Genomic DNA, 26,704 nt, shown 5'->3' with positions numbered 1-26,704 from the left:
ATGGCAGTTGCGCCCGAGTCACATTGGAAAGACATGCTGCACGGCGTCCAGCCTCCATAGGCGCCGTCACATGCTCTATCAGGCTGTCTAGGCCGCATCCTTTAACAAAGCGTCCGAGGCAGGGGACAATTCTTCCTCACACGTGGCGAGGAGGTACTGCACGAGTTGCCCTAGCGCCTTGCCAAGCAGTGGCGGGACGGCGTTGCCGACTTGAGTGTACTGCGGGACCTGGTATTTCCTCTCCGGGCCGCCGGTTGTGGCCTTTGAGCGAAACACGAAATTGTCCGGGAAGGACTGAATGCGCGCCATTTCCCTGACCGTCAGCGTACGCAGGCCATTCAATTCGCCATGGAAATGACACATGTCATCAGGTATGGACAGTGCAGCTGGTGCCGGTTCGTCGTCTATCAACGCTTTTTGGGAGTGCTTCCCTGTCTTATGTCCGATAAGGAATTGTTCGAGCGCACCCTGATTCGGAAATTTTCCGAATGGCAGCCCTTCGTTGATATAGAAGGTCTCATGACGTAGCTCTTCCCACGCATCGTTGGGCAGGACAGTTTTCTTGCCCTTGAGTATCTTTGAGGCGGCCAGTGCAGTATCGGGAGAAACCTTGCTCAGCACCTGATATATCCGGAAGCGGCGCTTGACCTCAATACGGTGGGTGCGCTGAACATGGTTCGCCAGCGGCTGCGGTCCGGCCTGCGTGCCGGGAACCGGTCGTACTGAGCGGCCTAGCGCTTTGTCTAGGCGCCGGACGTATTCCGACGGCGCAGGCCCGCCCGGCAGGAGGTCGTCGATTGCGGCCCTGGCCGTGGTCGGGGCGAAATGCACTAAGCGCTCGAGGAGCGTCCCTTTGAAGCTGGCAGGACCCTTAGTCGCATCGTGGACAAGCAGGTCCGCCCTGCCTACAGGGTCCCCGGCCCGTACCTTCTTGAAGAATTCTTCCGCGGATAGCAAGAGTTTGCGATCCTCTCCCCTCAACCGCAGTTTCAGGCGGTCGAAGATGTCCTGTCGGAAAGAGAGCATGATGAATCTAGTCCGATTCTGTGCCACGCCGGCATATTTTGCGTTGACGTGCAGGCACAGCGGTACGTAGCCTTTCACGGCCATGCCAGGACCGTCGCACGTTCCCGTGCCAATTTGTACGAACGCCTTCGCTACCTCGACGTGGGCAAAGACCTCGTTCCCATCCACTTGGAAAGGCCTGAGGATGCCGGTTACGTTCTCGAGCAGCGCAAACTTCGGCTGGACGAGCTCGACGAATCTGGCGAATTCCCACGGCAACACGTTACGCGCATTAGCATATTCACGCATACCAGCCATGCTGAAGCTCTGGCATGGAGGCCCGCCAGAGACGAGGTCGACGTTCCCCGTCCCGAAACCACGCCGCAATGCCTCCAGCGCGCCAAAGTTGCGGGGATCCTTTAGCCATGCATTCAGCTGGACCACGCTGCCGACGACCAGCGAACCCTTAAGGTCCTTTCGGTCGCTATCCTTCTGATCGCCCTGCAGATCTCCGAACTTTTCTCCCAATGCAGGGTATTGCTGGGGGTTTTCGTTCAAGCGCGAGGTCAGGTCGCTCGATCCATGCTTGCTGCTCAGCCACTTCGTTTTCAGGAGAGTGCGCTCCGATGGTGGCTTGGAAGCTTCCCTACGAAGATCTTCCCCCAGCAGGTTGTAGGCAAACGTCTCGGCGGCCATAGGCGACAACTCGTTGGCAAGAAGCATTTCCCCGCCAGCTGCCCGGAGCCCGAGTGATAGGCCGCCGCATCCTGCAAATAATTCTATGTATTTCATATCTTGGTAGCTGGCCATGATTGACACGGCCGAAGGTGCATTTTATCAAGACGAAGCATTGTCTAGTTGCATTTCTTTGCAGGCTAAAAAGGGATTTATTGTCAATTTATAAATATTTTATTTGCACTTTATAGTATTATTTTATTAATAATTGCTTCGGCCCAATAATTGCATTTTTCGAACTGAGGATGGCGTAGTGCATCGTCGGTCACTAGTTACATGTGGGGGGCTGGTTAACGACACTTAGCAAGTCGGTTTCATGAAAAGCCGTGCGCTGCCCATGCTTTGAAGTGCTGTCTCGGGAGAGAAGCATATCGTCAAAATCATAGCGTCCACAACTCACTTGAGCTGAATAGTTAGTAGAATGGCCGGCGGCGCACGGTGTCAGCGTAGGGCTGTGCTATGTATTCGATGCTGGGAGAGGCGAAGTAAAGTTGTTATGGCCGATCAGCTTCGACTATGTTCGGGAAATAAGATTGTCGACGGAAGGTAGGATGTTCAACGCAATGCTGCTGGCAGCGATTGCAAAATCAAATCATAAAGTTTCAACGCGCGTTGACGGAACTCTTCATTTTGAATAGGGTCAATAGCTCCGCTGAACATCTTGGCAGGGCTTTGTAGAAGTTGTATCGAATACGCGCCGAGCGCCTCAATTTCAGCTTGAAGAATTCCTTCGGTCTCAATTGAAAATAGCTTTTTACCCATGCTGCCATTCTCCGCATAGAGTCTAACAACTTTAGGCAAAATTACTTCAAGCGGCTCGTCCATTTTGAGATTATTCGTTTCTCGACGTTGATTCGTTTTCTGATTTTCGTAATTCATATGAAATATCGATCTTATCGAAGCTCCGCGCTTCTGCCTAACTGGCGGTTCCCGCCATCACTCACGGGCACCTTTTTTTTCTTAACTGATTAATTATCGTGTTAACTATTGACGCAACATTGGGCCAACGGGAATAAGGTTGCGTTTGTTTCTTTCAGCATTCAACGCGCTCACAAAAGTGCCTTGAATGCAATGCGAAGCTGACGCTTCTCAGGCTCGCTCAGCATCCTTCCTGCGTAAGCTGCGCCAGTGCGCAACACAGCCCTGTCGACAATATTGGGCAAAGGTTGAGCTCCACTGGAAGCTGTTGCGAGCAGACCGGCATTTTGGCCTGCCGCAATCTTGGTGCGCGCTTGGCTCGCAATGGCTGCGAAATCGGCTGCGGCAAGCGTAGGGAGGACTGGTTTTGGCAGGGTAGCGGCGGGAGAGTCTGGCTGGACCGCGGCCGGCGTTCCTTGCGTAAGATTTCCCTGCGCCATGGAGACCGATGTTCCAATGCTCGCATTCGATGCCGGGGCCGCGGCTGCGGGCGGCTGCTGGGCAGGTGCTTCCGGGTTGGCAGCGCGCGCTGATAATGCGGGCGGTTGGTTCGCTACGGGGGCTAATTGTGGCGCAGCCGCAGCCGCAGCCGCCAACGTCGCCGTTAATGGTGCTGGAGTCTGAGGCAAGGACGTTTCGGCCCCTGCAGCCTGAGCGCTAGGCGCAGCACTGTGCGCTGGTGAAGTCGGGGGGCTCGTTGACGTCGAGGCGTGCGCGGGCAGAGGCGCCGCGGGCTTTGCGAACGAAACCACGACACTCGGATCCCATACGATTTTTTTGTCCGCCTCTGCGGCGAGATACGGCGATGTGCTCGCAGGCGGGCCGATAGTAACCAAGTGCACTCGCAACCCAAGCGCCTGCGCCGACACAACGCCCGGAGTCAAATCGGCGTCGCCAGTGATCAAGATGGCGTTCTCGATCGCGCGCGACTGAGCGAAGGTCAGCAGGTCCGAAATGAGCATCCCATCGACGGCTTTTTGCTGACCCGTCACATTGCGCGTGCCAAGACGAAGCTTGAAGTCGTCGAGTAGATCGATGGCGAGATGGTCTGGGCCCTTCGAGCCATTGGAGTCCGGACCGTCATACCAATACACCCGAAGAAGATCCTTGCCCGGAAACTGCGCGGCGACTTCATCCAGCACTTTCTTATGCAAAGCGGTATAGTCGATCGTCAGGCTTGTGCGCGCGCCGCGAGCACCGAAAACAACATGGGTGGCTTGGACCCAAAAGTACCCCGCGTCAATGAATACTGCCACTCTGCTCATGCGTGCTCCATCTTCAAGACGAAGGCGCGGACGCCGCCTCACAGCATACCGCTGCCAGAAAGAGAAAAGGGCGCCGAGGCGCCCTTAGTAGAGGGTGTCTTTGGGACACCAAATAGAGGATGCCGTTGGGCACCAATTAGTCTGGAAATTATACACTAAAAAAAATGATTTACAAGTTTTGCGTCGCAGAATGCAGCCCTTTTTGGAGTGATTTTTGCGATGCGATCCTCATGTGTCAAACTAGTCTTCCAAGAGAGACGCGTCACTAGCTCAGGTGAGGGGCGTAGCTTTACGGGGGGGCGCCGCTGGAGGGGACTGAAAGCACATGCTCCCGAGGTTGACGCCCAGCGAGACCCGGCTAGCATCAAGCCGCCATGCGAGGTCTTGTCGCCCTGCACTATGATGGGTTGCATAGATTCCTCTCGTTCAATGTCACAATGATGAGAGCTAAATGAAAATCGTCAGAATCGATGCTTGCGCCATGTAAAACTGAAGCTAACAGGTAATGTTAATAACGCGATGGTAGAGCAAGTCGGCGGACTGTCGACGGTCCGCTCGGAGCTGCCGAGGAATTGGGTCGCGCTGTATACTACGGAACAGATTAGTGTTCAGATTGGACCGAAGCCGGAGGCAGCTCTGGTTACCAGCCCAAGTTGGTCAGTCTGGTCCTACCCAACATGCTGTTCAGGGACATACGTTCACCGAAGATCGGCGTGCACTATGCATTCAAGGGTGGGGAGCCGCGTGTCATTGGCTGGGCCGCTGATCAATGACTCAAGCGCTTCGATATCCAGGGCGATGAACTGCTGGGCTACAAGGCAAAGTTGCTCGACGAACCGAAACTGACGAAGGAAACGACGTTGCCGGACCGGCTTTGGCTTCTGGTAGGGACGGCGCCACTGACGTGACGGCACTTTGTCGCGAATCTGGTAGACGTTTAGCGAAAGCGACATCCGTGCTTGCAACCGCCAAGTGCCGGACCCGACCGGCGTAGCTCCAGGCGTCGCTTTCGCTACTTATCGTCCTCGCTTATAGACGAACACCCCGATGCATCATGGGCGTGTGCTTTTCGGTCGCGAGGCGCTTGGCCGCGTCGGCATTGATTTCGCGTGGAACGTTCATGTGGTCGAGTCGAGAAGGCAAGGACAGAGGGTCTTGCCAGGGACGCCATTTTACCGCGTTCGACCGGTCACGGGACAGCCGGGTTGCCGGGCCTGGCAACCTGGACATCCGGCATGGCGGCTTCGGCGCCAAAGAAAAAGCCCGCATGAAGCGGGCTCATCAGGAGTATCCCGGCGCTCAGCGTCGCGCCTTCCGGCGCCGCGCGGCCGCCACGCCCGCCATGCCCAGCCCGACCAGCGCCAGCGACGCCGGTTCCGGCACTGGTGTGCCCGGAGGATTCTGCGGGTCGCGCGAGGTATAGGTCGCGTAGATGTCGTCCAGCAGGTTATAGGCGTGGCTGCTGGTAAATACGACCGAGGCCACGCCCAGGATGTCCTTCGGCAGCGCGCCTTCTCCGGTCAGGTCGACCGAGCCCCAGCCGGCCGCGGTCAGCGTCAGGATGCCATTGGTGCTGTAGTTCAGGTCGAACAGGTTGAACAGGCCGCCGTCGGCGGCCGTCAGCACGACATAGGCGCCGTCGCCGTTTTCCTTGCCGTCGTGCCAGTTATAGGTTTCGCTTTCGCCCGCGTCGCCGATGTGCAACTCGGTGGCCGCCAGGGCTTTCGGCCCGTACAGCGTCAGCACGAAACCGTTCTCGGTATAGGACAGGGAAGTATCGGTACGGACCATGTTCGGTCCCAGACCGTGGGTGCCGCCATACTGGCCCGACAGGCTGTCGAAGGTCATGACCGCTGCATTGGCGCTGGCACCGGCGAACAATGTTGCACAGGCGAGCAGGGTGGCGGCAAGCTTGGAAGTCGGTTTCATGGTGAATTTCCTGCAATTATTACCATATATGGTAGCAGGAAATTATGCCGGGAATAAATTGTTTCTTTCTATAACGCGATCATCCTTGCGCGTAAAAACCACACTATTGCCCGCATCGGGTAGCGATCATGCCGGCTTCATGACAGCCGCGCATGGTTCAGGATCACCCATGCCACCGTGATCACGACCATGCCCGTGAGGGTCACACAGGACCAGGTGAAGAACCAGGCCGACAGCAGGCCGGCCTGCAGCACCTTTTCGAACAGCACGCCCAGCATGAAGTCGAAGGCGGTCAGGAAGGACCAGCGCCGCAGGTAGACGGGCAGGTAGCGGCTCATCTTGCGGTTGTGCTGGTGGGCGGCGTGGCGCTCGATGCGGTCGCGGGCGGCGCTGACGTCGCGGAACAGCCAGTCGAAGAACAGGAAGCGATAGAGCAGGCGGCGGAACGGCATCTCCGGCGCCGGCGCCTGCTGGTCGGAAGTGGGCTGCTTGTCCTTGTCAATGGTCATGTTCGCACCGCCTTGTCTGATGGCTTCGCTGCCCTGCCGCTTGCCGGCGCACGAGCGCGATTGCCCATGGTATGCCAGATGCCGGTCCGGGCACGTTCGCTGGCTAACGTAGCGCGCGCCACGCCGGGCGCGCATCGGCCCATTTTCCGCCGGAATCCCAGCCATATTCTGCGCGGAATCGAACAGCGGTGCAGGCGCCGGCATGGCGTGCGTCGCCCAATGACAACGGGCGCCCGCAGGCGCCCGTCGCGGCCGGAGCGAGGAGCCGGATCAGCCTTCGGCCACGCGCTTGGCGATGTGGGCCAGCGCCTCGTCGACCTGGTCGATCAGGATCAGCGACAGGTCGCCCGGCTGCAGGCGACCCAGCGCCGTGTCGATGGCGACGAACTCGCCCTTGATCTCGGCGACGTGGCTGGTGCGGGTCGCGTCCGCCAGGCCCTGGCGCAGCAGCGCCACGACTTCGCCTTCGGAGCGGCCGCGCTGGCACTGGTCCTCGTACAGCAGCACGTCGTCGAAAGCCTTGCCGAGGATGCGGGTCTGGTCACGGATGTCCTCGTCGCGGCGGTCGCCGGCGCCGGAAATCACCACCGAGCGGCGCTTGGCCGGCATCGATTCGACGGCGTTGACCAGGGCCTGGATCGCGTCCGGGTTGTGGCCGTAGTCGGCGATCACGGTGGCGCCGCGATAGTCGAACACGTTGAAGCGGCCCGGCGCATTGTCGCTCTCGCCGACGAAGGTCTTCAGGCCCAGGCGGATCGCATCCCAGGAGATGCCGGCGGCCCAGGCGGCGGCCACGGCCGCCATCGTGTTCTCCACCTGGAAGCCGACCACGCCGCCGCGGGTGATGGGCACCTCGGCCAGCGGGATCCGTTCCTCGGTCTTGTCCTGCACGGCGACCAGGTGGCCGTTGTCGACGTGGACGATGCGCCGGCCCGACGCACGGTGCTTCTGCATCAGCGGCAGCGAGCCGTCCTGGGCGAAGTAGGTGACGTCGCCGCGGGTGTTCTCGGCCATGCCGGCCACGATCGGGTCGGCCGCGTTCAGCACGGCCATGCCGCCGGGCGCGACGTTCTGCACGATCACGCGTTTCAGCACCGCCAGGTCTTCCAGCGTGGTGATGTAGTTCAGGCCCAGGTGGTCGCCGGCGCCGATGTTGGTCACCACCGCCACCTGGCAGCGGTCGAACGCCAGGCCTTCGCGCAGCATGCCGCCGCGCGCCGTCTCGAACACGGCGGCGTCGACATCCGGGTGCATCAGCACGTTGCGCGCGCTGCGCGGGCCGCTGCAGTCGCCGCTGTCGATGCGGCGGCCCTGGATGTACACGCCGTCGGTGTTGGTCATGCCGGTGCGCAGGCCGGCACTGGCCAGCAGGTGCGCGATCAGGCGCACGGTGGTGGTCTTGCCGTTGGTGCCGGTGACCGCCACCACCGGAATGCGGCCGTCGTCGCCGGGGCCGTACAGGGTGTCCATGATCGCTTCGCCGACCGCGCGGCCCTTGCCGAACGACGGCGAGATGTGCATGCGCAGGCCCGGCGCGGCGTTCACCTCGACGATGCCGCCGCCCTGTTCCTCGATGGGTTTCAGCACGCTGTCGCACACCAGGTCGACGCCGCAGATGTCCAGTCCGACCATGTGCGCGGCCGCGATGGCGCGCGCCGCCACGTCCGGGTGGACGTCGTCGGTGACGTCGGTGGCCGCGCCGCCGGTCGACAGGTTGGCGTTGTTGCGCAGGGTGACGCGGCGGCCCTTCTCGGGGACGGATTCGGCGTCCAGGCCCTGCTTGGCCAGGCTGGCGAGCGCGATGTCGTCGAAGCGGATCTTGGTCAGCGCGGTGCCGTGGCCGCTGCCGCGGCGCGGGTCCTTGTTCACTTCCTCGACCAGTTCGCGCACGCTGTGCGTGCCGTCGCCGACCACGTGCGGCGGATCGCGGCGCGCGGCGGCGACCAGCTTGTTGCCGATCACGAGCAGGCGGTAGTCGTGGCCGGGCAGGTATTTCTCGACCATGATCTCCGCGCGGAACTCGGAGGCGGCGGCGAAGCCGGCGTCGAGCTGCTCGCGGGTGGTGACGTTGACGGTCACGCCCTTGCCCTGGTTGCCGTCCTTCGGCTTGATCACGACCGGCAGGCCGACTTCCAGCGCGGCGGCCCAGGCGTCGTCCGGATCGACGACCGAGCGGCCCAGCGGCACCGGCACGCCGGCGGCGTCGAGCAGCTTCTTGGTCAGTTCCTTGTCCTGGGCGATGCTTTCCGCGATGGCGCCGGTGGCGTCGATCTCGGCGGCCTGGATGCGGCGCTGGCGGCTGCCCCAGCCGAACTGCACCATGCTGCCTTCGGTCAGGCGGCGGAACGGGATGCCGCGCGCGACGGCGGCCTGCACGATCGCGCCGGTGGAGGGGCCGAGGCGCACGTCCTCGTCCAGTTCGCGCAGTTGGGCCAGCGCGCCGTCGAGGTCGAAGGGCTGGTCGTCGCGCGCGGCGACGCACAGCTGCTCGGCGAGCTGCAGGGCCAGGCGGCCCACGTCTTCCTCGGAGTATTCGACGACGACCTGGTAGATGCCGCGTTCGACGGTGGCGGTGGAACGGCTGAAGGTGACGGGGCAGCCGGCCTGCGCCTGCAGGGCCAGCGCGGCCACTTCCAGCACCTGGGCCAGCGGGATGGTGTCGTCGTGGCCGGTCGGCTGCAGCGGCCAGATCTGCGGGAACAGGGCGCGCAGGCGCGTCTCGAAACCGGCCAGGGCGCGGATCGACTCTTCTTCCGGCGGGCACGACACGATCGCCTCCACCGAGGTGTGGTGGCTCCAGAGGTTGGGGCCGCGCAGGGCCCGTACGCGTGTTACTTCCATAAACCTATGATCCTTTACTGGTCTCGCGCCGGGCCGCGTGGCGGACGGCGCGTTCGCATCATGTTCAGTGTGTAGACTTCTGCTTCGCCGCCGGGTCGAACGTCCGCAGGCCGGCGCAGATCAGGTCGGGCGACACGTCCAGCGCCCAGCTCGCGCACGCCGCGGCCAGCACGGCGCCCGGCTGCGCGGCCACGGCCGGCTTCAGCTTGTCCAGGCCCAGCAGGCCGGTCTCGTGCGCGCCCTCGGCCAGCACGACGTGCCCATCGCGCACGAAGGCCACGCGGCCGCCTTCGGCCCGGTGCGCCTGCAGCGCCGCGTTGGCTTCGTGCAGCGCATACAAGAGCACGGCGCCGTCGGACAGCTCGGCCAGTTCCACGGTGCGCTCGTCGTCCGCGTTCAGGACGGAGGCGCCGTCGGACAGCACCACGTCCACCTGGCTGCGCACGACGTTGTACAGCGCCTCGTCGTCGCGCACGTAGAGGTCGTGCACGCTGGCCGCGTCGCCCATCTCGGTGACGATGCCGACCTGGCAGCGGTCGTAGGGCAGGCCCTCGGTGAGGATGGTGCGCGGGTTCGATTCGAACACGGCGGCCTGCACGGTGCGGTTGATCAGCAGGCGCTGGCCGGCGTCGAAGCGGGTGGCGTCGCGCGCGTCGACCTGGCGGCCGTCGAGGAACAGGCCCTCGCGGTTGGCCACGCCGACGTGCTTGCCCGCGTGGTTCAGCACGGTGCCGACCAGGCGCGCGGCCAGCGCGGCGTCCACGGAGCCGGTGATGCCGATCAGCGGGATGCGGCCGCTTTCGCCTTCGGCGAACAGGTGTTCGACGATGTCGCGGCCGACGTTGCGCGGCTCGCCCGAGGCGGGCTTGATGTGGGCCAGCAGGCCCGGGCTGGCGTTGACTTCGATGATGGCGCCGCGTTGCTCGTGCAGCGGACGCCCGATGTCCTCGGCGACCAGGTCGATGCCGGCGATGTCCAGGCCGACCACGCGCGCGGCCAGCGCCGCCATGTAGGCCACCTCCGGGTGCACCAGGTCGGTCACGTCGTCGGCGACGTTGCCGTTCACCTGGATCAGCACCTTCTGGCCGGCCGGCGGCACCGAGTCCGGCGCCAGGCCCTGGCGCTTGAGTTGCAGCTTGATCTCGTCGCTTTCGGCCGGCAGCACGGGCGAGAGCGGGAATTCCTCGGCCTCGCCGCGGCGCGGGTCGACGTTGATCTGGCGGTCGCACAGCGCGACGATGGTCGAGCTGCCGTCGCCGGTCACCCATACCGATTCGCCGCGCGCGGCCGCCACCACCTTCTGGCCGACGACCAGCAGGCGGTGCTCGTTGCCGGAAATGAAACGCTCGACCAGCACGGCGCGCGATTCGCCTTCTTCCGACGCGATGGCGTAGGCGGCGTGCACGTCGGCCTCGGTGAGCAGGTTCAGCGACACCCCGCGGCCGTGGTTGGCGTCGACCGGCTTGATCGCGACCGGCAGGCCGATGTCCTGGGCTTCTTCCCAGGCCGCCTCGGCGCTGCGCACGACGCTGCCTTCCGGCACCGGCACGCCGCAGGACGCGAGCAGCGTCTTGGTGAGGTCCTTGTCGCTGGCGATGCTTTCGGCGATGGCGCTGGTGCGGTCGGTCTCGGCGGTCCAGATGCGGCGCTGGGCGGCGCCGTGGCCCAGCTGGACCAGGTTGCCGTCGGTCAGGCGGATCGAGGGGATGCGGCGGTCGGTGGCGGCGTCGACGATGTTCGCGGTGGACGGCCCCAGGCAGTAGCGGTCGACCAGTTCGGTCAGCGTGAACACGGCGGCGTCTAGGTCGAACGGGGTATCGTTGATGGCGGCCATCAGCAGCGCATGGCCGGCGTTCAGCGCGGCGCGGCCGACGATGCCGTCGCGGGTGCGGAACGCCATTTTATAAATGCCGCAGTCGGCCGTGGAGCGCGTCTTGCCGAAGCCGGTCTTCATGCCGGCCAGGTTCTGCAGCTCCAGCACGATGTGTTCGAGGATGTGGCCGGACCAGGTGCCGTCGCGCAGGCGCTCCAGGAAGCCGCCGCGCTCGCCGACGCCGCAACGGTGCTCGACCAGGCCGGGCAGCCAGCCGGTCAGGCGCTCGTACAGGCCGGGGAGGGTGTTCGAAGGACATTCCTCGAGTTCGCCGATGTCGAGCCATGCTTCGATGACGGGGCGGTACGTCCAGATGTTCGGTCCACGCAGGTGGGTTACACGAAGGATGTCGATGTCTTTCTTGTTCGTCATAAATGTCCGGCCACGTGGCGACCGCTCTCTCGCCACACAGCATTGCCTAATTGTGCGCATCGCATGATAAATCGTTCGATCTCTCTCGATCTGTAAGTATTTTCCGCAATGCACATGTTGTATACTTGTCGAAACGAAGGCCGGTGCGCCTGCCGGTTCCTGCCAGTTCCGCCCCTGCCGCATGACGCGCCGCGACGATCGCGGCGCCGTTCGGCGGGGCGCCCTGTCAACCGAGGCGCATGACACAGCGTTCCAACGTACAAGCTCTGCCTCCGCATTCCGATTCCACATACCTACAGGATGGAACCTTCGCCTTCACGGCGGCATCACCATGACAAATCAACAACTCGTTCCCTCTGCGCCGCTGGCGGTAGCCGCCAGTTTCCTGCCTGAGCACTGGCAGGCGGACGTCGAGAAAAAGCTTGCGCCAGGGGAAAACGTTCTAACCAGCGTCGAGGTTGACCTCGATTCGAAATTACGTTTCACGAAGGGCTTGCTGGTCGTCACCGACCGTCGCCTGCTGGCCCGCGCCCCGGGCGAGACGGCCTGGCGCGACTGGCCCTACCGCGCCGGCCTTTCCCTGCGGCATCACGACCACGCCGGCGTCGGCCACCTCGAACTGGTGGACGGGCAGGGCCTGCTCGGGGCCTGGCGCTTCACCCTGGGCCAGAACCTGCAGGCGATCCGCGTCGTCGACCAGTTCCGCGACCAGCTGGAAAGCCACCTCACCGGCGTCGCCGTGCAGCCTCCCGAACAGCATACCTGCCCCAGCTGCAAAGCGCCGCTCGATCCGGACCAGGAGGATTGCCCGATCTGCACCAAGGTGCTGCACACGCCGCCGTCGACCTGGACGCTGTTCCGGCTGTGGCGCTTCGCCCGGCCCTACCAGGGCCAGCTGCTGCTCGGCTTCCTGCTGCTGCTGGCGAGCACGGCCGCGCACCTGATTCCGCCTTACCTGACGATGCCGCTGATGGACAATGTCCTGATTCCTTATCAGAACGGCAAGCAGATCGATACCTCGCTCGTCTTCCTGTACATGGGCGGACTGCTCGGCTCGGCGGTGCTGGCCTGGGTGCTGGGCTGGGGCCGCACCTACATCCTGGCGCTCGTGTCCGAGCGCATGGGCGCCGACATGCGCTCGGAAACCTACGAGCACCTGTTGCGCCTGTCGCTGGAATTCTTCGGCGGCAAGCGTACCGGTGACCTGATGAGCCGCATCGGCAGCGGCTCGGACCGCATCTGCGTGTTCCTGTCGCTGCACCTGCTGGACTTCCTGTCCGACGTGCTGATGATCATCATGACGGGCATCATCCTGTTCAGCATCAACGCCAAGCTGGCCCTCGTGACCCTGGTGCCGCTGCCGATCATCGCCTGGCTGATCCACATCGTGCGCGACAAGCTGCGCACCGGCTTCGAAAAGATCGACCGCGTCTGGGGCGAGGTCACCAACGTGCTGGCCGACACGATCCCGGGCATCCGCGTGGTCAAGGCCTTCGCCCAGGAAAAGCGCGAAGCCGCAAGGTTTCGCGAGGCGAACAAGCACAACCTGGCCGTCAACGACAAGCTGAACAAGGTGTGGTCGCTGTTCTCGCCCACGGTCTCGTTCCTGACCGAACTGGGCCTGCTGGTGATCTGGTGCTTCGGCATCTGGCAGATCAGCAAGGGCGAGATCACGGTCGGCACCTTGGCCTCGTTCATCGCCTACAGCGGCCGCTTCTACGTGCGTTTGGATTCCATGAGCCGCATCGTGTCGGTGACGCAGAAGTCGGCCTCGGCCGCCAAGCGCATCTTCGACATCCTCGACCACGTGTCGAGCGTGCCGGACCCGGTCAACCCGGTCAAGGTCGACAAGGTCGCCGGCAACATCACGCTGCGCGAAGTCGGTTTCCGCTACGGCAACCGCGCCGTCAACCGCGGCATCTCGCTCGACATCAAGGCCGGCGAGATGGTCGGCCTGGTCGGCCATTCCGGCTCGGGCAAGAGCACGCTGGTCAACCTGATCTGCCGCTTCTACGACGTGGCCGAGGGCGCCATCCTGCTGGACGGCCGCGACATCCGCGCGTTCGCCGTGGCCGACTACCGCCGCCACATCGGCCTGGTGCTGCAGGAACCGTTCCTGTTCTTCGGCACCATCGCCGAGAACATCGCCTATGGCAAGCCGGATGCGACGCGCGAGGACATCATCGCCGCCGCCCGCGCCGCGCACGCCCACGAATTCATCCTGCGCCTGCCGCAGGGCTACGATTCGATGGTCGGCGAGCGCGGCCAGGGCCTGTCGGGCGGCGAGCGCCAGCGCATCTCGATCGCGCGCGCGCTGCTGATCGACCCGCCGATCCTGATCCTCGACGAAGCCACGTCCTCGGTCGACTCCGAGACCGAGAAGGAGATCCAGAAGGCGCTCGACAACCTGGTGCAGGGCCGCACGACGATCGCGATCGCGCACCGGCTGTCCACGCTGCACCGGGCCGACCGCCTGGTGGTGCTGGACCGCGGCGTGGTGGTCGAGGAAGGCAGCCACGACGCGCTGATGCAAAAACAGGGCGCCTACCACCGCCTGTACGAGGCGCAGGCGCGCAATGTGGACCAGGACCCGGACGGCAAGGAAGACTGAACGATGAACGATGTGACTTTTCGACTGCGCCGCGACCCGTTCGGCAAGCTGGTGCTGACCAATGCCGAGGGCGAGGAATTCGTCGGCGTGGCGCCGGTGCGCTCCTTCCCGGTCCAGGCGCCCACGCGCGGCATCTCGCTGGTGCGCGAAGGCGGCAAGGAAGTGGCCTGGATCGACGACCTCGCGGCGCTGCCGGCCGACGTGCGCGCGCTGGTGACCGAGGAACTCGACGGCCGCGAATTCATGCCCGAGATCCTGTCGATCAAGGGCGTCTCCAGTTTCGCCACGCCGTGCACCTGGACCGTCAGGACGGACCGCGGCGACACCGAGTTCGTCCTCAAGGGCGAGGAAGACATCCGCCGGCTGGGCGCCTATTCGCTGCTGATCGCGGACAGCCACGGCATCCACTTCCTGATCCGCGACATGTTCGGGATCGACAAGGGCAGCCGCAAGATCCTCGACCGGTTCCTGTAACCTGGCGGGGCGCGGTGCGCGCCCACCCTGCGGCGCCGTTCAACACCGGGGTCGGAGCCCTTGGACATCGACACGGGGCGCCGACCCCTGCGTGGGGTGGGCACCCCGTGCCCACCGTGCGCCACCCGGCATCACGACTGCCGCCAGAACCCCGCATGCGCCACCCTGGCCTCGTCCTCGCGCAGCGGCCCGATCACCTCGGTCGGCCGCTGCCCGGCCGCGAACACCTGGCGGCAGGGCAGGGACAGGGTCGGGTTTTCCGGGTCGCTGCCGGTCAGCGCCAGCAGGCTGGTTTCCGACATCCCGTACACCACGCGACCGACGCCGCTCCAGTAGGTGCCGCCGGCGCACATCGCGCACGGTTCGGCATTCGTGTACAGCGTCGCGCCGGCGAGTTCCGCCGGGCCGTGCCGGCTGGACGCCTGGCGCAGCGCGTTCATCTCGGCGTGGGCCGTGCGGTCGGCGCTGGAGGCGTTCATGGCTTCGGCGATGATGGCGCCGTCGGCGCCGACCACGATGGCGGCGAAAGGATGGTGGCCCTCGTCGCGCGAGCGCTGGGCGAGGGCGAAGACGCGGGTCAGGAAGTCGTGGTCGCGGGGTGTCGGTGCGGGCATGGCGGTCCTTGTCGTGTGCCTGGAAATCGGGCCCCGGCCTGCGCCGGGGCGACGTGCTTACTTCGGAATCGTGCCCTCGACGCCCTGCACGTAGTAGTTCAGCGCATGCAGTTCCTTCTCCGGCATGTCGGCGCCGGCGGCCACGCGCACCGTGCCCGACTGGTCCTTGATCGGCCCCTGGAAGGGCTTGAGCTTGCCGGCGACCAGCGCCGCCTTCTTTTCCTCGAAGAGCTTCGCCACGTCGGTCGGGATCGCCTTGTTCAGCGGCGACATCTGCACCATGCCTTCCTTCAGGCCGCCGCGCGTCTCGCCGGTCTTCCAGGTGCCGGCCATGACCGCCTTGGCGGTGTCGGTGTAGAAGCCGCCCCAGTGGTTGGTGCTGGCGGTCAGGTGGGCCTTGGCGGCGAAGCGCGCCATGTCGGAATCCCAGCCGAAGGCGTATTTCCCCTTCTGCTCGGCCACCTGCAGCGTGGCGGGCGAATCCGTGTTCTGGCTCAGCACGTCGGCGCCCTGGGCGATCAGCGTCTCGGCGGCCTGGCGTTCGCGCGCCGGGTCGTACCAGCTGTTGACCCAGATGACCTTGGTCTTGATCTTCGGATTCACGCTCTGCGCGCCGAGCGTGAAGGCGTCGATGTTGCGGATCACTTCCGGCACCGGGAAGGAGCCGACGAAGCCGATCGTGTTGGTCTTGCTCATCTTGCCGGCGATGATGCCCTGCAGGTAGGAGCCCTCGTACTGGCGGGTCTCGTACACGCCCATGTTCTTCGCCGTCTTGAAGCCGGTCGCGTGCAGGAACACGGTGTTGGGGAAGGCCCTTGCCACCTTCTCGGTGCCGTTCATGAAGCCGAACGAGGTGGTGAAGATCAGCTTGTTGCCGTCGGCGGCGAGCTTGCGGATCACGCGCTCGGCGTCGGCGCCCTCGGGGACGTTCTCGACGTAGACCGACTTGACCTGGCCCGCCAGGTTCTTTTCCATCTCCAGGCGGCCCTGCTCGTGGGCATAGGTCCAGCCGGCGTCGCCGACCGGGCCGACGTAGACGAAGGCGACCTTCAGCGGGTCGGCGGCGCGGACCGGCATGCCGGCCAGGGCGAACGAGGCGGCCAGGGCGGCCAGGGAGAACAGCTTGCGACGATTCATGGGTATTCCTCTTTCAGGTTGGCGTGGAGGGATCAGAAGTGGTATTCGGCGCGGACCATCGGCGTCCTCGCGGTGGCGCCGGGCACGGTGTCGGACGGGTTGCCGAACTTGTTCTTCCAGTACTGGTATTCGACGCCGACCTTGAAGGTGTTCTTGGGCGCGCCGACCGCCGCGCTCATGTCGTACATGACCTGCATGTCGACGTTGATCTCGACCGCGGTCGGCCCGCCGAACTCGTTCCTGCCCTTGGTGCCGATATAGTTGGCGTAGCCCTCGAAGGACAGCGGGATGCCGGCGCTGAACGGGATCGCCCAGGCCGCCGACAGCATCGCGTGGTTGTCGTAGGTGTAGCGGCGCGTGGAGGTCTGGGTGAAGCCGTTGAAGGGCGCATTGCTCTCGCGTAGCGCGTACAGGCCGACGTCGAGGAAGCCCGGGACGTCGAAGCTCAGCGTCGGGCCGACGACCAGCATGCGCTTCTTCGAGTTGTAGCCGGCGTCGGTCTTGCTGTTGACGTCGAAACCGGCGGTGAAGCCCACGCTGCGCACCGGGCCGAAGGCCAGGTTCCTGTCCATGATCTTGCCCAGGTCGAAGGTATGGCGGTACACCGCATAGGCTTCGTGCGCGCCGCTGTCGGCGCCGACCGCGGACGGATCGTGTTCGTCGGACAGCAGGAAGTCCACGCTGAGGAAGTTCTTGCCGTACTTGTAGCCGCTGACGTGGCTGAAGTTGACGACGTGCTTGGCGATGTCGTCGTCGATGAACGGTTCGGCGAACTTGGTGCCGTAGCGGTAGCTGAGCGCGGTGTCGCTCCAGTCGGCGGCGCGGGCACCGCCGGCGGCGAGCAGGGCGATCGCGAGGACGGCGAGAGGCGTGGCCAGGCGTGTGGGTGTGGCGGGGGCGGGGCGGTGGGGCTTCATGCGGTCCTTCTTTCAGGTTGGAATAGGAATAGGAATAGGAACAGGAACAAAGCGCGGCTGCGGGATTGCATCCAATCGTCGATCCGATTGCATGCAATCTTTGAATGTCTTCTTAGCAAATACCGGGCCAGTGCCCGCCGGCGGATCGCGGATGCGCCCGTTTCACTCTGGCGGACCGGGCACCCGGCCGGAAGACGGCACGCGGCGCGCGCGCAGCGTGCACCGCGGCGGCGCGCGACGACGACGGTCCGGGCGAGATGATGGTGCGATCCCTGCCCCAATTTGTATCCAATCCGATGCGCCCGTGCCGTCAGCAACCGGCGAGCGCGTCCGCCAGCCGGACCTTGCGCTCCGGCTCGCCCAGGTGCAGGCGCGCCTCGATCTCCAGCAGGTGGTGCTCGATCAGGTGCACGGCCCGGTCGGCCTCGCCCCGCTCGATCAGCGCCAGCAGGTCGCCGTGGTGGTCGCTGCCGCACATCGGCGCGCCCGGCTTCTCGTACAGCGCGATGATCAGCGAGCAGCGCGACACCAGTTCGCCCAGGAAGCGCTGCAGCACGGCGTTGCCCGCCAGCTCGGCCAGCAGCAGGTGGAATTCGCCGCCGCGGCGGATCCAGGCGGCGCGGTCGCCGGCGCGGCGCGCCGCTTCCTCGGCGTCGAGCGCGGCGCGGATCGCGCGCAGCGACGCCGGGGTGGCGTTGCGCACCACCAGCGGCACGATCTCGCGCTCCAGCGCGCGGCGCGCGGCGAAGATGTCGCGCGCTTCCTTGGGCGTGGGCGAGGCGACGACGGCGCCGCGGTTCGGGCGCAGTTCGATGATGTGGTCGTGCGCGAGCCGCTGCAGCGCCTTGCGCACCGTGGTGCGGCTGACCTGGTACAGCTCGCAGAAATCGGCTTCCGCCAGGCGCGTGCCGGGCGGCAGGCGGTGGCTCATCACGGCGTTCACCACGGCGCGGTGGATGCGCAGGTCGACGGCGGCGCCGCGCGCGCCGGCGGGCGCCGGGGCCAGTGCAGGGTCCGCGTTCGCCTGGACCTGCGCTTCCGTCTGCGCACCGTTGTTCGCGCTCGTGCTTGTCTGCGCGCCCGCCGGCGCGTTCGTGTCCTTGCGCGTCCTCGTCGTCGTGGTCGCGCGCGCGCCCGCCGGTGCGGTGGCGCCAGCCGGCTTGCGCAGGCCTCGTGGGCTCGGCGCAGTCGTGTGCTTGCTCATGCTTTCTCCATTGTGCGTGGGCGGGGTCGCCGCCGGTTCTTTTCCCGGATAAAGCAGGAATCGTGCGCGGGCGAACCGGCGGGCACGCCACGCCCGCGCACCCGTGTGTGCGCGATGCTGGTGAAATTGTCGCATCGCGATGGTGCAGTTTGTATACAAGTCGTGCATCCGCGTGCGTCCGTGGCGGCGCGGCAGGAGGGCGGCCGCGTGGCATGGTACTTGCAGTGCTGTCAAGGAAACGACACCGTTTCCACGCAACCGACGATGGAGCATCCGATGACAGACCCCCAGGGACCGCCGCCGCAGGCGGTCCGAGACCGCGTCGCGCCGCGCCTGCAATTGCTCGGCATTTCCAAGATCTATCCGTCGGTGGTGGCCAACGCCGACGTCGACCTCACCGTCATGCCGGGCGAGATCCACGCCGTGCTGGGCGAGAACGGCGCCGGCAAGAGCACGCTGATGAAAATGATCTACGGCGTCACCCGTCCCGACGCCGGCGAGATCGTCTGGGAGGGCCGGCAGGTCGAGATCCCGTCGCCGTCGCACGCGCGCCGGCTGGGCATCGGCATGGTGTTCCAGCATTTCGCCCTGTTCGAGACGCTGACGGTGGCCGAGAACATCGCGCTGGCGCTGGACGACAGGATCTCGCCGGCGCAGCTGGCGCCGCGCATCCGCGCCGTGTCGGCGCAGTACGGCCTGCCGCTCGACCCGGAGCGGCGCGTGCACAGCATGTCGGTGGGCGAGCGCCAGCGCGTCGAGATCGTGCGCTGCCTGCTGCAGTCGCCGCGCCTCCTGATCATGGACGAGCCGACCTCGGTGCTCACGCCCGACGCCGTGCAGACGCTGTTCGTCTCGCTGCGCCAGCTGGCCGCCGAAGGCGTCAGCATCCTGTACATCAGCCACAAGCTCGACGAGATCCAGGCCCTGTGCGACAAGGCGACCGTGCTGCGCGCCGGCCGCGTGGCCGGCACCGCCAATCCGCGCGAGGAAACCGCGCAGTCGCTGGCCGAGCTGATGATCGGCGGCGACCTGCCCACCTGTTCGCTGGCGCCGCGCGCGCCCGGCGAGGTGCGCCTGGCGCTGGACCGCCTCGACCTGGCCAGCGCCGACCCGTTCGGGACGAGCCTGCACGACATCGGCCTGGAACTGCGCGCCGGCGAGATCGTCGGCCTGGCCGGCATCTCCGGCAACGGCCAGCAGGAACTGCTCAAGGCCATCTCGGGCGAAGCGGCGGCGCCGCGGCCGGGCGCCGTGCGCCTCCTCGGCCACGACGCCGGCCACCTGGACGCCGCCGCGCGGCGCCGCCTGGGGCTGGGCTTCGTGCCCGAGGAGCGCCTCGGGCGCGGCGCGGTGCCGGCGCTGGCGCTGGCCGACAATGCCTTGCTGACCGGCTGGCTGGCGCCGGACGCCGGCATGGTGCGGCGCGGCCTGGTGCGGCGCAGCGCGGTGCGCGCGTTCGCCGACAAGGTGATCGCCGGCTTCAAGGTCAAGTGCGGCGGCGCGGATTCGCCCGCGTCCAGCCTGTCCGGCGGCAACCTGCAGAAATTCATCGTCGGGCGCGAGATCGGCCTGGCGCCCAGGGTGATGGTGCTGGCCCAGCCCACCTGGGGCGTCGACATCGGCGCCGCCATGCTGATCCGCCAGCGCATCATCGACCTGCGCGACGCCGGCGTGGCCGTGCTGGTGGTGTCCGAGGAACTCGACGAACTGTTCATGATGTGCGACCGGATCGCGGTGCTGGCCAAAGGGCGCCTGTCGCCCGTGGTGCCGGTGGCCGCCACCGGCGTCGACCAGATCGGCAGGTGGATGGGCGGCGATTTCGCCGGCGCCCCCGCCACCGCCGCCACGCCCGCCCAAGGAGTCGCCCATGTCCCGGCTTGAAGCCCGCCCCGAACCCTCGCGCGCCATGATGCTGGCCTCGCCGCTGATCGCGGCCGCCGCCATGCTCGCCACCGGCTCGCTGCTGTTCCTGTTCCTCGGCCACGAACCGCTGCACGCGTTCCGCGTCTACTTCGTCCAGCCGCTGTCGAGCAGCTACGGCATCGGCGAACTGCTGCTCAAGGCGACGCCGCTGATCCTGTGCGGCATCGGCCTGGCGCTGGGCTTTCGCGCCAACGTCCACAACATCGGCGCCGACGGCCAGCTGACCATGGGCGCCGTCGCGGCCGGCTGCGTGGCCCTGTACTTCGACGGCGTCGACGCCTGGTGGGTGCTGCCGCTGATGCTGGCCGCCGGCGCGCTCGGCGGCATGGCCTGGGCCGCCGTGCCGGCGCTGCTGCGCACGCGCTTCAACACCAGCGAGATCCTGGTCAGCCTGATGCTGGTGTACGTGGCCTACCTGTTCCTCGGCTACCTGGTGCACGGGCCGCTGCGCGACCCGGCCGGCTTCAACTTCCCGCAATCGAAGATGTTCGGCGAGTCGGCCACGCTGCCGTTGCTGGTCGAGGGGCTGCGCGTGAACGCGGCGTTCCCGCTGGCGCTGCTGGTGGCGGCCGCGGCCTGGTTCTTCTGCCGCCACACCTTCGCCGGCTACCGCATGCAGGTCAGCGGCATGGCGCCGGCGGCGGCGCTGTACGCCGGCTTTTCCGAGCCGAAGAACGTCTGGCTGGCCTTCATGGCCAGCGGCGCGCTGGCCGGCCTGGCCGGCGTCGGCGAGGTGGCCGGGCCGCTCGGGCAGCTGCAATCCTCGGTGTCGCCCGGCTACGGCTTCGCGGCCATCATCGTCGCCTACGTCGGTCGCCTGCATCCCGTCGGCGTGGTGCTGGCGGCGCTCCTGATGTCGCTGCTCTACATCGGCGGCGAGACGGCGCAGATCGAGCTGCAGCTGCCGTCGGCGATCACCGGCCTGTTCCAGGGCCTGCTGCTGTTCTACCTGCTGGCGGCCGACCTGTTCATCCACTACCGCATCAAGCCGCGCGCGCGCACCGCGCCGCCGGCGCCCCTGTCCATGGAGACCGCCCGGCATGAATCCTGACTACCTGATCGCATTCCTGGCCAGCACCGCCGGCGCCGCCACCCCGCTGGTGCTGGCGTCGACCGGCGAGCTGGTGGCCGAACGCTCCGGCGTGATCAACCTCGGGCTCGAGGGCATCATGGTGGTGGGCGCGGTGGCCGGCTTCTCGGCGGCGCTGCACGGCGGCTCGATCGGCCTGGGCTTCCTGGCCGCGCTGGCGGCCGGCATGGCGCTGGCCCTGGTGTTCGCCTTCCTGGTGCTGACCCTGCAGACCAACCAGGTCGCCACCGGCCTGGCGCTGACGCTGTTCGGCCTGGGCCTGTCGGCCTTCGTGGGGCGCGACCTGGTCGGCCAGACCGTGGCGCCGCTGGCGCACCTGCATTTCCCGCTGCTGTCGGACCTGCCGTTCGTCGGCCCGCTGCTGTTTCGCTTCGACCCGATGGTGTACGCCTCGCTGCTGCTGGTGGCGCTGGTCGGCTGGCTGCTCGCCAAGCGCCGCATCGGCCTGCTGGTGCGCGCGGTCGGCGAGGCCCCGCACGCCGCCCACGCGATCGGCATGCCGGTGGTGAAGCTGCGCTATGCGACGGTGCTGTTCGGCGGCGCGCTGGCCGGCCTGGGCGGCGCCTACCTGTCGCTGGCGCTCACGCCGATGTGGGTGGAGGGCATGACGGCGGGACGCGGCTGGATCGCGCTGGCCCAGGTCGTGTTTGCGACCTGGAAGCCGCGCGGCCTGCTGCTGGGCGCCTACCTGTTCGGCGGCGTCACCGTGCTGCAGTTCCATGGCCAGGGCCTGGGGCTCGACGTGCCGTCGGAATTCCTGTCGATGCTGCCCTATCTCGCCACCATCGTCGTGCTGGTCGTCATCTGCCGCAATCCGCAGACGATCCTGCTGAACAAGCCGATGTCGCTGGGGCAGGGCTTCAAGGCCGACTAGCGGCGCCGGCCGCCCAGCCGGCCGCGTCCCAGTCGAGCCGGTGGGTCGGGCCGATGCCGTCCAGGAAGCGCTCGTCGTGCGACACGACGGCCAGCGCGCCGGGCCAGGAGGCCAGCATCGCTTCCAGCGCCTCGACGGCGGGCAGGTCCAGGTGGTTGGTCGGCTCGTCCAGCAGCAGCAGGCGCGGCGCCGGCCGGCGCAGCACGGCCAGCAGCAGGGCGCCGCGCATGCGCTCGCCGCCGCTGAGCGTGGCCGCCGGGCGCAGCACGCGCTCCGGTCCCAGGCCGGCCAGCGCGAGCATCTGGCGCAGCCGGCCTTCGTCGGTGCCGGGCGCCGCGCGCGCCAGCTGGTCCAGCAGGTCGAGGTGCGGGACCAGCAGGTCCAGGTGCTGGTCCAGCAGCACGGCCGGCACGGTGCGCGCCTGGCCCGCGAGCGGCGCCAGTTGGCCGGCGAGGATGCGCAGCAGGGTCGACTTGCCGCAGCCGTTCGGTCCGCGGATGGCGATGCGCGCCGCGCCGTGCGCGCTCCAGGTCAGCGGCGTGCGCGGCCCCCACGGCGCCACCAGCCCGTCCAGCGCCAGCGCCGCCCGCCCATCGGGAATGGCGGCGTCCAGGCGCGGGAAGGCGGGTGCCTGGAGCATGGCGTCGAGCGCGGCGAAGGCGGCGCTGGCCTCGTCCTGCAAGTCCTGGCGCCGGCGCGCGTGGCGTTCGGCGCGGGCGCCGTCGGTGCGCTGGGCGCGCTGGGGCTGGGCGTTGAGCACGATGCGCGGCTGGCCGCCGGCCTGCGCCGCGCGTTCGCCGCGGGCCTGGCGGCGCGCCGCGCGTTCGGCCTGGGTGCGCATCGCGTCCTCGCCCTGGCGCCGTTCCACGCGCGCGCGCTCCAGGCGCGCGCTGGCGCCGGCCAGTTCGGCCGCGCGCGCCGCCTGCACCGCCGTCCAGCCGCCGCCGTGGCGGCGCAGGCCGCCGGCGCGCACTTCCAGCGTGCGCTCGACGTGTTCCAGCAGCGCGCGATCGTGGCTGACCAGCAGCAGGCCGCGCCCGGCCTGGCGCCAGGCGCGCATCCGTTCGAGCAGGAAGGCGCGGTGGCCGCGGTCCAGGTGATTGCCGGGCTCGTCCAGCACCAGCAGGTCGGCGTCGCTGCAGAAGGCGCCCACCAGGCCCAGCAGCGTGCGCTGGCCGCCGGACAGCGCCGCGGGCGCCAGCGCCGCGTCCAGCCCCGCCGCGTCCAGCATCGCTTGCCAGCGCGCCGCGAGGTCCCAGCGCTCGCCGACCAGGTCGATGTCGCCGTCGCGCGCTTGCCCCGCGGCCAGGCGGCGCAGCGCGTCCAGCGGGGCCGCCACGCCGGCGACCTCGGCCAGGCTGGCGGCGTGCAGCGGCCCGGCCTGCTGCGCCAGGTAGCGCAGCCGCCCCGGGCGCGCGACGCGGCCGCCCGTCGCGGCCAAGTCGCCCGCGACGACGCGGGCCAGCGTGGTCTTGCCGCTGCCGTTCGGGCCGATCAGCCCGACGGTTTCGGCGCCGAACGCCTCGTGCATGTCGTGGAAGAGGATGCGCCCGTCGGGCAGGTGGATGTCGACCCCGTGCAGGGTCGCGAAGCAGGGATGCGAAGCAAGCGCCATGGGTGATTCCTCCATGTGGAATTCCTGTATGCCGGGAAGCCGGGCCGCAGCGGTGCCGCTGGCGGGATGGGTTCGTTGCCGTCGCGGGACGGCGGGCATTACAGGCGCATGGGTGGAATCTCCTCGGTGGGTCGACGCCATTCTGGCAGGGGAGGCCGCGCCGCGTCAAGCGCGCCGCTTTTCGCGTAGAGTAGCGCAAACGGTCAGCCCACCACGCCGGGAGAACGCCATCGCGCCGCAGCACGTTTCGCCACCTGTCCACTTCGTCGTCGCCACCATCGGCTCGGCCGGCGACCTGTTTCCCTTCCTCGCCCTGGCGCTGGCGTTGCGCGCGCGCGGCCATCGCGTCAGCTTCCTGGCGCCGGAACAGCACGCGCCGTACGTGGCGCCCACCGGCCTGGCGTTCACCGGCCTGCCGGCCGACGCCGCGGTGCTGCACGACCCCGACCTCTGGCATCCGACGCGCGGCTTCGGCGTGGTCTGGCGCGCGACGCGGCCGGCGATGGCGCGCATCGTTCCCTTCGTGCGGGCGCTGCCGGCGCACGAGGCGTGCGTGCTGCTGGTCCACCCGCTGGCCCTGCCCGAGGCGGCGCTGTGCCGGGCCGACCGCCCCGGCCTGAAGGTCGCCACCGCCTGGCTGGCGCCGCAGAACCTGCCGACCGTGCACGACCCGTTGCTGGTCGGCCCCTGGCGCGTGCCCTCCTGGGTGCCGCTGGCGGCGCGGCGCGCCTTGTGGCGCTGGGCGATGCGCACCTTCGTCGACCCGGTGGCGCTGGCCGACGTCAACGCCGCCCGCGCCGCGCACGGCCTGGCGCCGGCGCGCACGCTGGCCGACGCCGTGTTCGCCGTCCCCGACCTGTCGCTGACCCTGTTCCCCGCGTGGTTCGCGCCGACCCAGCCGGACTGGCCGCAACCGCTGCAGCGCGGCGACTTCCCGCTGTACGACCCCGCCCCGGACGCGCCGCTGTCCGCCGAACTGCAGGCCTTCCTGCGCGCCGGGCCGGCGCCGCTGGCCTTTACCCACGGCACCGGCAATACCCAGGCTGCCGCCTACTTCCGCGCCGCGCTGGACGCGGCGCGGCAGGTGGGCCGGCGCGCCATCCTCCTGACCCCGCACCGCGACCAGTTGCCGGCCACGCTGCCCCCGGGCATCCTGCAGCAGGACTACGTGCCGCTGCGGCGCCTGCTGCCGCACCTGGCGCTGCTGGCCCACCACGGCGGCATCGGTACGACGGCCGAGGCGCTGCGCGCCGGCACGCCGCAGCTGGTGGTGCCGCTGGCCCACGACCAGTTCGACAACGCCATGCGCGTGGCGGCGCTGGGCGCCGGCGCCGGCCTGCCGGCGGCGCGCGTGGATGCCGCGCGGCTGGCGCGCGCCCTGGCGCGCCTGCTGGACGACCCGGCCGTGGCGCAGCGCTGCCGCGCCGTCGCCGCCCGCTTCGACGGCCGGGACGCGGCCGCGGCGCTGGCCGCGCGCCTGGAAACGCTGGCCGGCGCGACGCCCGGACGCGATATCGGCGACAATCCCGCACGAACAACGATGTCGACGAAAGGATGAACATGCAACGAAGCGCACTCGTGGTCGGTGCCAGCGGGATCGGCGGGCGCTACGCGGCCCGCGAACTGCTGGCCCATGGCTGGACCGTCTACGGCCTGGCCCGCCGTCCACCCACCGACCTGCCGGGCCTGATCCCGGTGCCGGCGGACCTGATGGACCCGGCCGGCCTGGCGCGGGCCTTCGACGCGGCCTTCGGCGCCGGCAACCGCGAAGCGAGCCCGACCCACGTCTTCATCACCACCTGGATGCGCCAGGACAGCGAGGCGGACAACATCCGCGTCAACGCCGCCATGGTGCGCAACCTGCTCGACGCCCTGGCGCCGCGCACGGCGCTGCGCCACGTGGCCCTGGTCACCGGCCTGAAGCACTATCTCGGCCCGTTCGAGGCCTATGCCAGCAGCGGCACGCTGCCCGACACGCCGCTGCGCGAAGCGCAACCGCGCCTGCCGCTCGACAATTTCTACTATGCACAGGAAGACGAGGTCTACGCCGCCGCGGCGCGCGACCGCTTCACCTGGAGCATCCACCGGCCGCACACGGTCGTCGGCCTGGCGGTGGGCAATGCGATGAACCTGGGCACGACGCTGGCCGTGTACGCGTCGATCTGCAAGGAAACGGGGCGCCCGTTCCAGTTCCCCGGTTCGCAGGCGCAGTGGGACGGCCTGTCCGACGTCACCGATGCGCGCATGCTCGCCAGGCAGTTGCGCTGGGCGGCCGACACCGATGCCGCGAAGAACGAAGCCTTCAACATCACCAACGGCGACTATTTCCGCTGGAGCTGGCTGTGGCGGCGCCTGGCGGCCTGGTTCGGCGTGCCGGCGGCCGGTTTTTCGGGCGAGGTCCAGCCGCTGGAACAACTGATGGCCAACGACCGCGCGCTGTGGCTCGACATGGCCCAGCGCTACCGGCTGCAGGAAGCCGACCTGGACCGCCTGGCCTCGCCCTGGCATACCGACCTCGACCTGGGCCGTCCGATCGAGGTGATGACCGACATGGCCAACAGCCGCCGGCTCGGCTTCGCGGCCTGGCAATCGACCGAGGATTCCTTCTTCGACCTGTTCGCCGAATTGCGCGCGCGCAGCCTGATTCCCTGAACCGCCGCCGGCGCGCGCCGGCATGCGGCGGGGCGGCGCCCAGCGTGGCCGCGCGCACCGACGGTGCGCGGCCGGACGTGCTCCAATGGCGCCTCGGACCGCAAGCGGGAGGGAACACATGCGCAGGAAACAGCAGATGCCTCGGG

19 protein-coding genes are annotated in these 26,704 nt (G+C 67.5%); 7 read left to right on the top strand and 12 right to left on the bottom strand.

The window, feature by feature from the left end; all coding sequences use genetic code 11:
• Positions 1-87 precede the first annotated feature (87 nt).
• The 7 genes from QZ749_RS14815 to cphA (QZ749_RS14785) form a co-directional block, all read right to left on the bottom strand.
• Positions 88-1,815 carry a DNA cytosine methyltransferase gene (locus QZ749_RS14815; protein ID WP_296948373.1) on the bottom strand — a complete coding sequence of 576 codons (1,728 nt, stop codon included), beginning with the start codon at positions 1,813-1,815 and terminating at the stop codon, positions 88-90.
• 480 nt (positions 1,816-2,295) lie between these two features.
• Positions 2,296-2,619, bottom strand: a complete 324-nt coding sequence (locus QZ749_RS14810; protein ID WP_296948370.1) for a hypothetical protein — start codon at positions 2,617-2,619, stop codon at positions 2,296-2,298.
• A 170-nt stretch (positions 2,620-2,789) separates the two neighbouring features.
• Complete coding sequence (locus QZ749_RS14805; protein WP_296948367.1) at positions 2,790-3,923, bottom strand: NYN domain-containing protein; 1,134 nt, start codon at positions 3,921-3,923, stop codon at positions 2,790-2,792.
• Between the two features lie 1,299 nt (positions 3,924-5,222).
• On the bottom strand, positions 5,223-5,852 hold the full coding sequence (locus QZ749_RS14800; RefSeq protein ID WP_296948366.1) for a PEP-CTERM sorting domain-containing protein: 630 nt from the start codon (positions 5,850-5,852) through the stop codon (positions 5,223-5,225).
• A gap of 137 nt (positions 5,853-5,989) precedes the next feature.
• Positions 5,990-6,361: a hypothetical protein gene (locus QZ749_RS14795; RefSeq protein ID WP_296948363.1), complete on the bottom strand. Its 372-nt coding sequence runs from the start codon at positions 6,359-6,361 to the stop codon at positions 5,990-5,992.
• A gap of 270 nt (positions 6,362-6,631) precedes the next feature.
• Positions 6,632-9,202 (bottom strand): cyanophycin synthetase, encoded by a 2,571-nt coding sequence (gene cphA, locus QZ749_RS14790; RefSeq protein WP_296948360.1) that lies wholly within the window; start codon positions 9,200-9,202, stop codon positions 6,632-6,634.
• A gap of 64 nt (positions 9,203-9,266) precedes the next feature.
• The gene (cphA, locus tag QZ749_RS14785; protein WP_296948357.1) at positions 9,267-11,447 is read right to left on the bottom strand and encodes a cyanophycin synthetase; all 2,181 of its coding nucleotides are present in this window, start codon (positions 11,445-11,447) and stop codon (positions 9,267-9,269) included.
• A 331-nt stretch (positions 11,448-11,778) separates the two neighbouring features.
• Here cphA (QZ749_RS14785) and QZ749_RS14780 point away from each other — a divergent pair, with 331 nt between their 5' ends.
• Positions 11,779-14,058, top strand: coding sequence for an ABC transporter ATP-binding protein (locus QZ749_RS14780; protein ID WP_296948354.1), 2,280 nt, complete (start codon positions 11,779-11,781; stop codon positions 14,056-14,058).
• Between the two features lie 3 nt (positions 14,059-14,061).
• Complete coding sequence (locus QZ749_RS14775) at positions 14,062-14,532, top strand: DUF1854 domain-containing protein (RefSeq protein WP_296948352.1); 471 nt, start codon at positions 14,062-14,064, stop codon at positions 14,530-14,532.
• A gap of 131 nt (positions 14,533-14,663) precedes the next feature.
• On the opposite strand, the gene QZ749_RS14770 is transcribed toward QZ749_RS14775, so the two are convergent.
• The 4 genes from QZ749_RS14770 to QZ749_RS14755 all read right to left on the bottom strand — a co-directional run bounded on the left by QZ749_RS14770 (position 14,664) and on the right by QZ749_RS14755 (position 18,404).
• Complete coding sequence (locus QZ749_RS14770) at positions 14,664-15,146, bottom strand: nucleoside deaminase (RefSeq protein ID WP_296948349.1); 483 nt, start codon at positions 15,144-15,146, stop codon at positions 14,664-14,666.
• 57 nt (positions 15,147-15,203) lie between these two features.
• The gene (locus tag QZ749_RS14765; protein WP_296948347.1) at positions 15,204-16,283 is read right to left on the bottom strand and encodes a BMP family ABC transporter substrate-binding protein; all 1,080 of its coding nucleotides are present in this window, start codon (positions 16,281-16,283) and stop codon (positions 15,204-15,206) included.
• 32 nt (positions 16,284-16,315) lie between these two features.
• Positions 16,316-17,200 carry an outer envelope protein gene (locus tag QZ749_RS14760; protein WP_296948344.1) on the bottom strand — a complete coding sequence of 295 codons (885 nt, stop codon included), beginning with the start codon at positions 17,198-17,200 and terminating at the stop codon, positions 16,316-16,318.
• A gap of 310 nt (positions 17,201-17,510) precedes the next feature.
• Positions 17,511-18,404, bottom strand: coding sequence for a GntR family transcriptional regulator (locus tag QZ749_RS14755; protein ID WP_296948341.1), 894 nt, complete (start codon positions 18,402-18,404; stop codon positions 17,511-17,513).
• Positions 18,405-18,680: 276 nt separating this feature from the next.
• On the opposite strand from QZ749_RS14755, the gene QZ749_RS14750 reads away from it, so the two are divergent.
• From QZ749_RS14750 to QZ749_RS14740, 3 genes are read left to right on the top strand one after another with little or no spacing between them, the layout of a single operon-like run.
• On the top strand, positions 18,681-20,285 hold the full coding sequence (locus QZ749_RS14750) for an ABC transporter ATP-binding protein (RefSeq protein WP_296948339.1): 1,605 nt from the start codon (positions 18,681-18,683) through the stop codon (positions 20,283-20,285).
• Entirely contained in the window at positions 20,272-21,378 is a 1,107-nt protein-coding gene (locus tag QZ749_RS14745; RefSeq protein WP_296948338.1) for an ABC transporter permease, read from the top strand. The genes QZ749_RS14750 and QZ749_RS14745 overlap by 14 nt, the downstream gene beginning before the upstream one ends.
• A complete protein-coding gene (locus tag QZ749_RS14740; protein WP_296948335.1) occupies positions 21,368-22,291 on the top strand; it encodes an ABC transporter permease in 924 nt (307 codons plus the stop codon). The genes QZ749_RS14745 and QZ749_RS14740 overlap by 11 nt, the downstream gene beginning before the upstream one ends.
• Here the strand turns inward: QZ749_RS14740 and QZ749_RS14735 are convergent.
• The gene (locus QZ749_RS14735) at positions 22,278-23,906 is read right to left on the bottom strand and encodes an ATP-binding cassette domain-containing protein (RefSeq protein ID WP_296948332.1); all 1,629 of its coding nucleotides are present in this window, start codon (positions 23,904-23,906) and stop codon (positions 22,278-22,280) included. The two genes, QZ749_RS14740 and QZ749_RS14735, sit on opposite strands and share 14 nt — an antisense overlap.
• A 112-nt stretch (positions 23,907-24,018) precedes the next feature.
• Between QZ749_RS14735 and QZ749_RS14730 the strand changes: the two genes are divergently transcribed.
• Both QZ749_RS14730 and QZ749_RS14725 read left to right on the top strand, forming a co-directional pair.
• A complete protein-coding gene (locus QZ749_RS14730; protein WP_296948330.1) occupies positions 24,019-25,464 on the top strand; it encodes a nucleotide disphospho-sugar-binding domain-containing protein in 1,446 nt (481 codons plus the stop codon).
• A gap of 2 nt (positions 25,465-25,466) precedes the next feature.
• Positions 25,467-26,558 (top strand): SDR family oxidoreductase, encoded by a 1,092-nt coding sequence (locus tag QZ749_RS14725; protein ID WP_296948328.1) that lies wholly within the window; start codon positions 25,467-25,469, stop codon positions 26,556-26,558.
• Positions 26,559-26,704 lie beyond the last annotated feature (146 nt).

It is taken from the genome of uncultured Massilia sp. (assembly GCF_913773735.1).
Classification (GTDB): Bacteria; Pseudomonadota; Gammaproteobacteria; order Burkholderiales; family Burkholderiaceae_D; genus Telluria.
The sequence above is the reverse complement of the archived record's forward strand: the minus strand, read 5'-3'. Positions and strand labels throughout refer to the sequence as shown.

What these genes read in the sequence shown, in the direction of transcription:
- QZ749_RS14815 (WP_296948373.1), bottom strand. Translation starts at nt 1,815, where the DNA reads ATGGCCAGCTACCAAGATATGAAATACATAGAATTATTTGCAGGATGC.
- QZ749_RS14810 (WP_296948370.1), bottom strand. Translation starts at nt 2,619, where the DNA reads ATGAATTACGAAAATCAGAAAACGAATCAACGTCGAGAAACGAATAAT.
- QZ749_RS14805 (WP_296948367.1), bottom strand. Translation starts at nt 3,923, where the DNA reads ATGAGCAGAGTGGCAGTATTCATTGACGCGGGGTACTTTTGGGTCCAA.
- QZ749_RS14800 (WP_296948366.1), bottom strand. Translation starts at nt 5,852, where the DNA reads ATGAAACCGACTTCCAAGCTTGCCGCCACCCTGCTCGCCTGTGCAACA.
- QZ749_RS14795 (WP_296948363.1), bottom strand. Translation starts at nt 6,361, where the DNA reads ATGACCATTGACAAGGACAAGCAGCCCACTTCCGACCAGCAGGCGCCG.
- cphA (WP_296948360.1), bottom strand. Translation starts at nt 9,202, where the DNA reads ATGGAAGTAACACGCGTACGGGCCCTGCGCGGCCCCAACCTCTGGAGC.
- cphA (WP_296948357.1), bottom strand. Translation starts at nt 11,447, where the DNA reads ATGACGAACAAGAAAGACATCGACATCCTTCGTGTAACCCACCTGCGT.
- QZ749_RS14780 (WP_296948354.1), top strand. Translation starts at nt 11,779, where the DNA reads ATGACAAATCAACAACTCGTTCCCTCTGCGCCGCTGGCGGTAGCCGCC.
- QZ749_RS14775 (WP_296948352.1), top strand. Translation starts at nt 14,062, where the DNA reads ATGAACGATGTGACTTTTCGACTGCGCCGCGACCCGTTCGGCAAGCTG.
- QZ749_RS14770 (WP_296948349.1), bottom strand. Translation starts at nt 15,146, where the DNA reads ATGCCCGCACCGACACCCCGCGACCACGACTTCCTGACCCGCGTCTTC.
- QZ749_RS14765 (WP_296948347.1), bottom strand. Translation starts at nt 16,283, where the DNA reads ATGAATCGTCGCAAGCTGTTCTCCCTGGCCGCCCTGGCCGCCTCGTTC.
- QZ749_RS14760 (WP_296948344.1), bottom strand. Translation starts at nt 17,200, where the DNA reads ATGAAGCCCCACCGCCCCGCCCCCGCCACACCCACACGCCTGGCCACG.
- QZ749_RS14755 (WP_296948341.1), bottom strand. Translation starts at nt 18,404, where the DNA reads ATGAGCAAGCACACGACTGCGCCGAGCCCACGAGGCCTGCGCAAGCCG.
- QZ749_RS14750 (WP_296948339.1), top strand. Translation starts at nt 18,681, where the DNA reads ATGACAGACCCCCAGGGACCGCCGCCGCAGGCGGTCCGAGACCGCGTC.
- QZ749_RS14745 (WP_296948338.1), top strand. Translation starts at nt 20,272, where the DNA reads ATGTCCCGGCTTGAAGCCCGCCCCGAACCCTCGCGCGCCATGATGCTG.
- QZ749_RS14740 (WP_296948335.1), top strand. Translation starts at nt 21,368, where the DNA reads ATGAATCCTGACTACCTGATCGCATTCCTGGCCAGCACCGCCGGCGCC.
- QZ749_RS14735 (WP_296948332.1), bottom strand. Translation starts at nt 23,906, where the DNA reads ATGGCGCTTGCTTCGCATCCCTGCTTCGCGACCCTGCACGGGGTCGAC.
- QZ749_RS14725 (WP_296948328.1), top strand. Translation starts at nt 25,467, where the DNA reads ATGCAACGAAGCGCACTCGTGGTCGGTGCCAGCGGGATCGGCGGGCGC.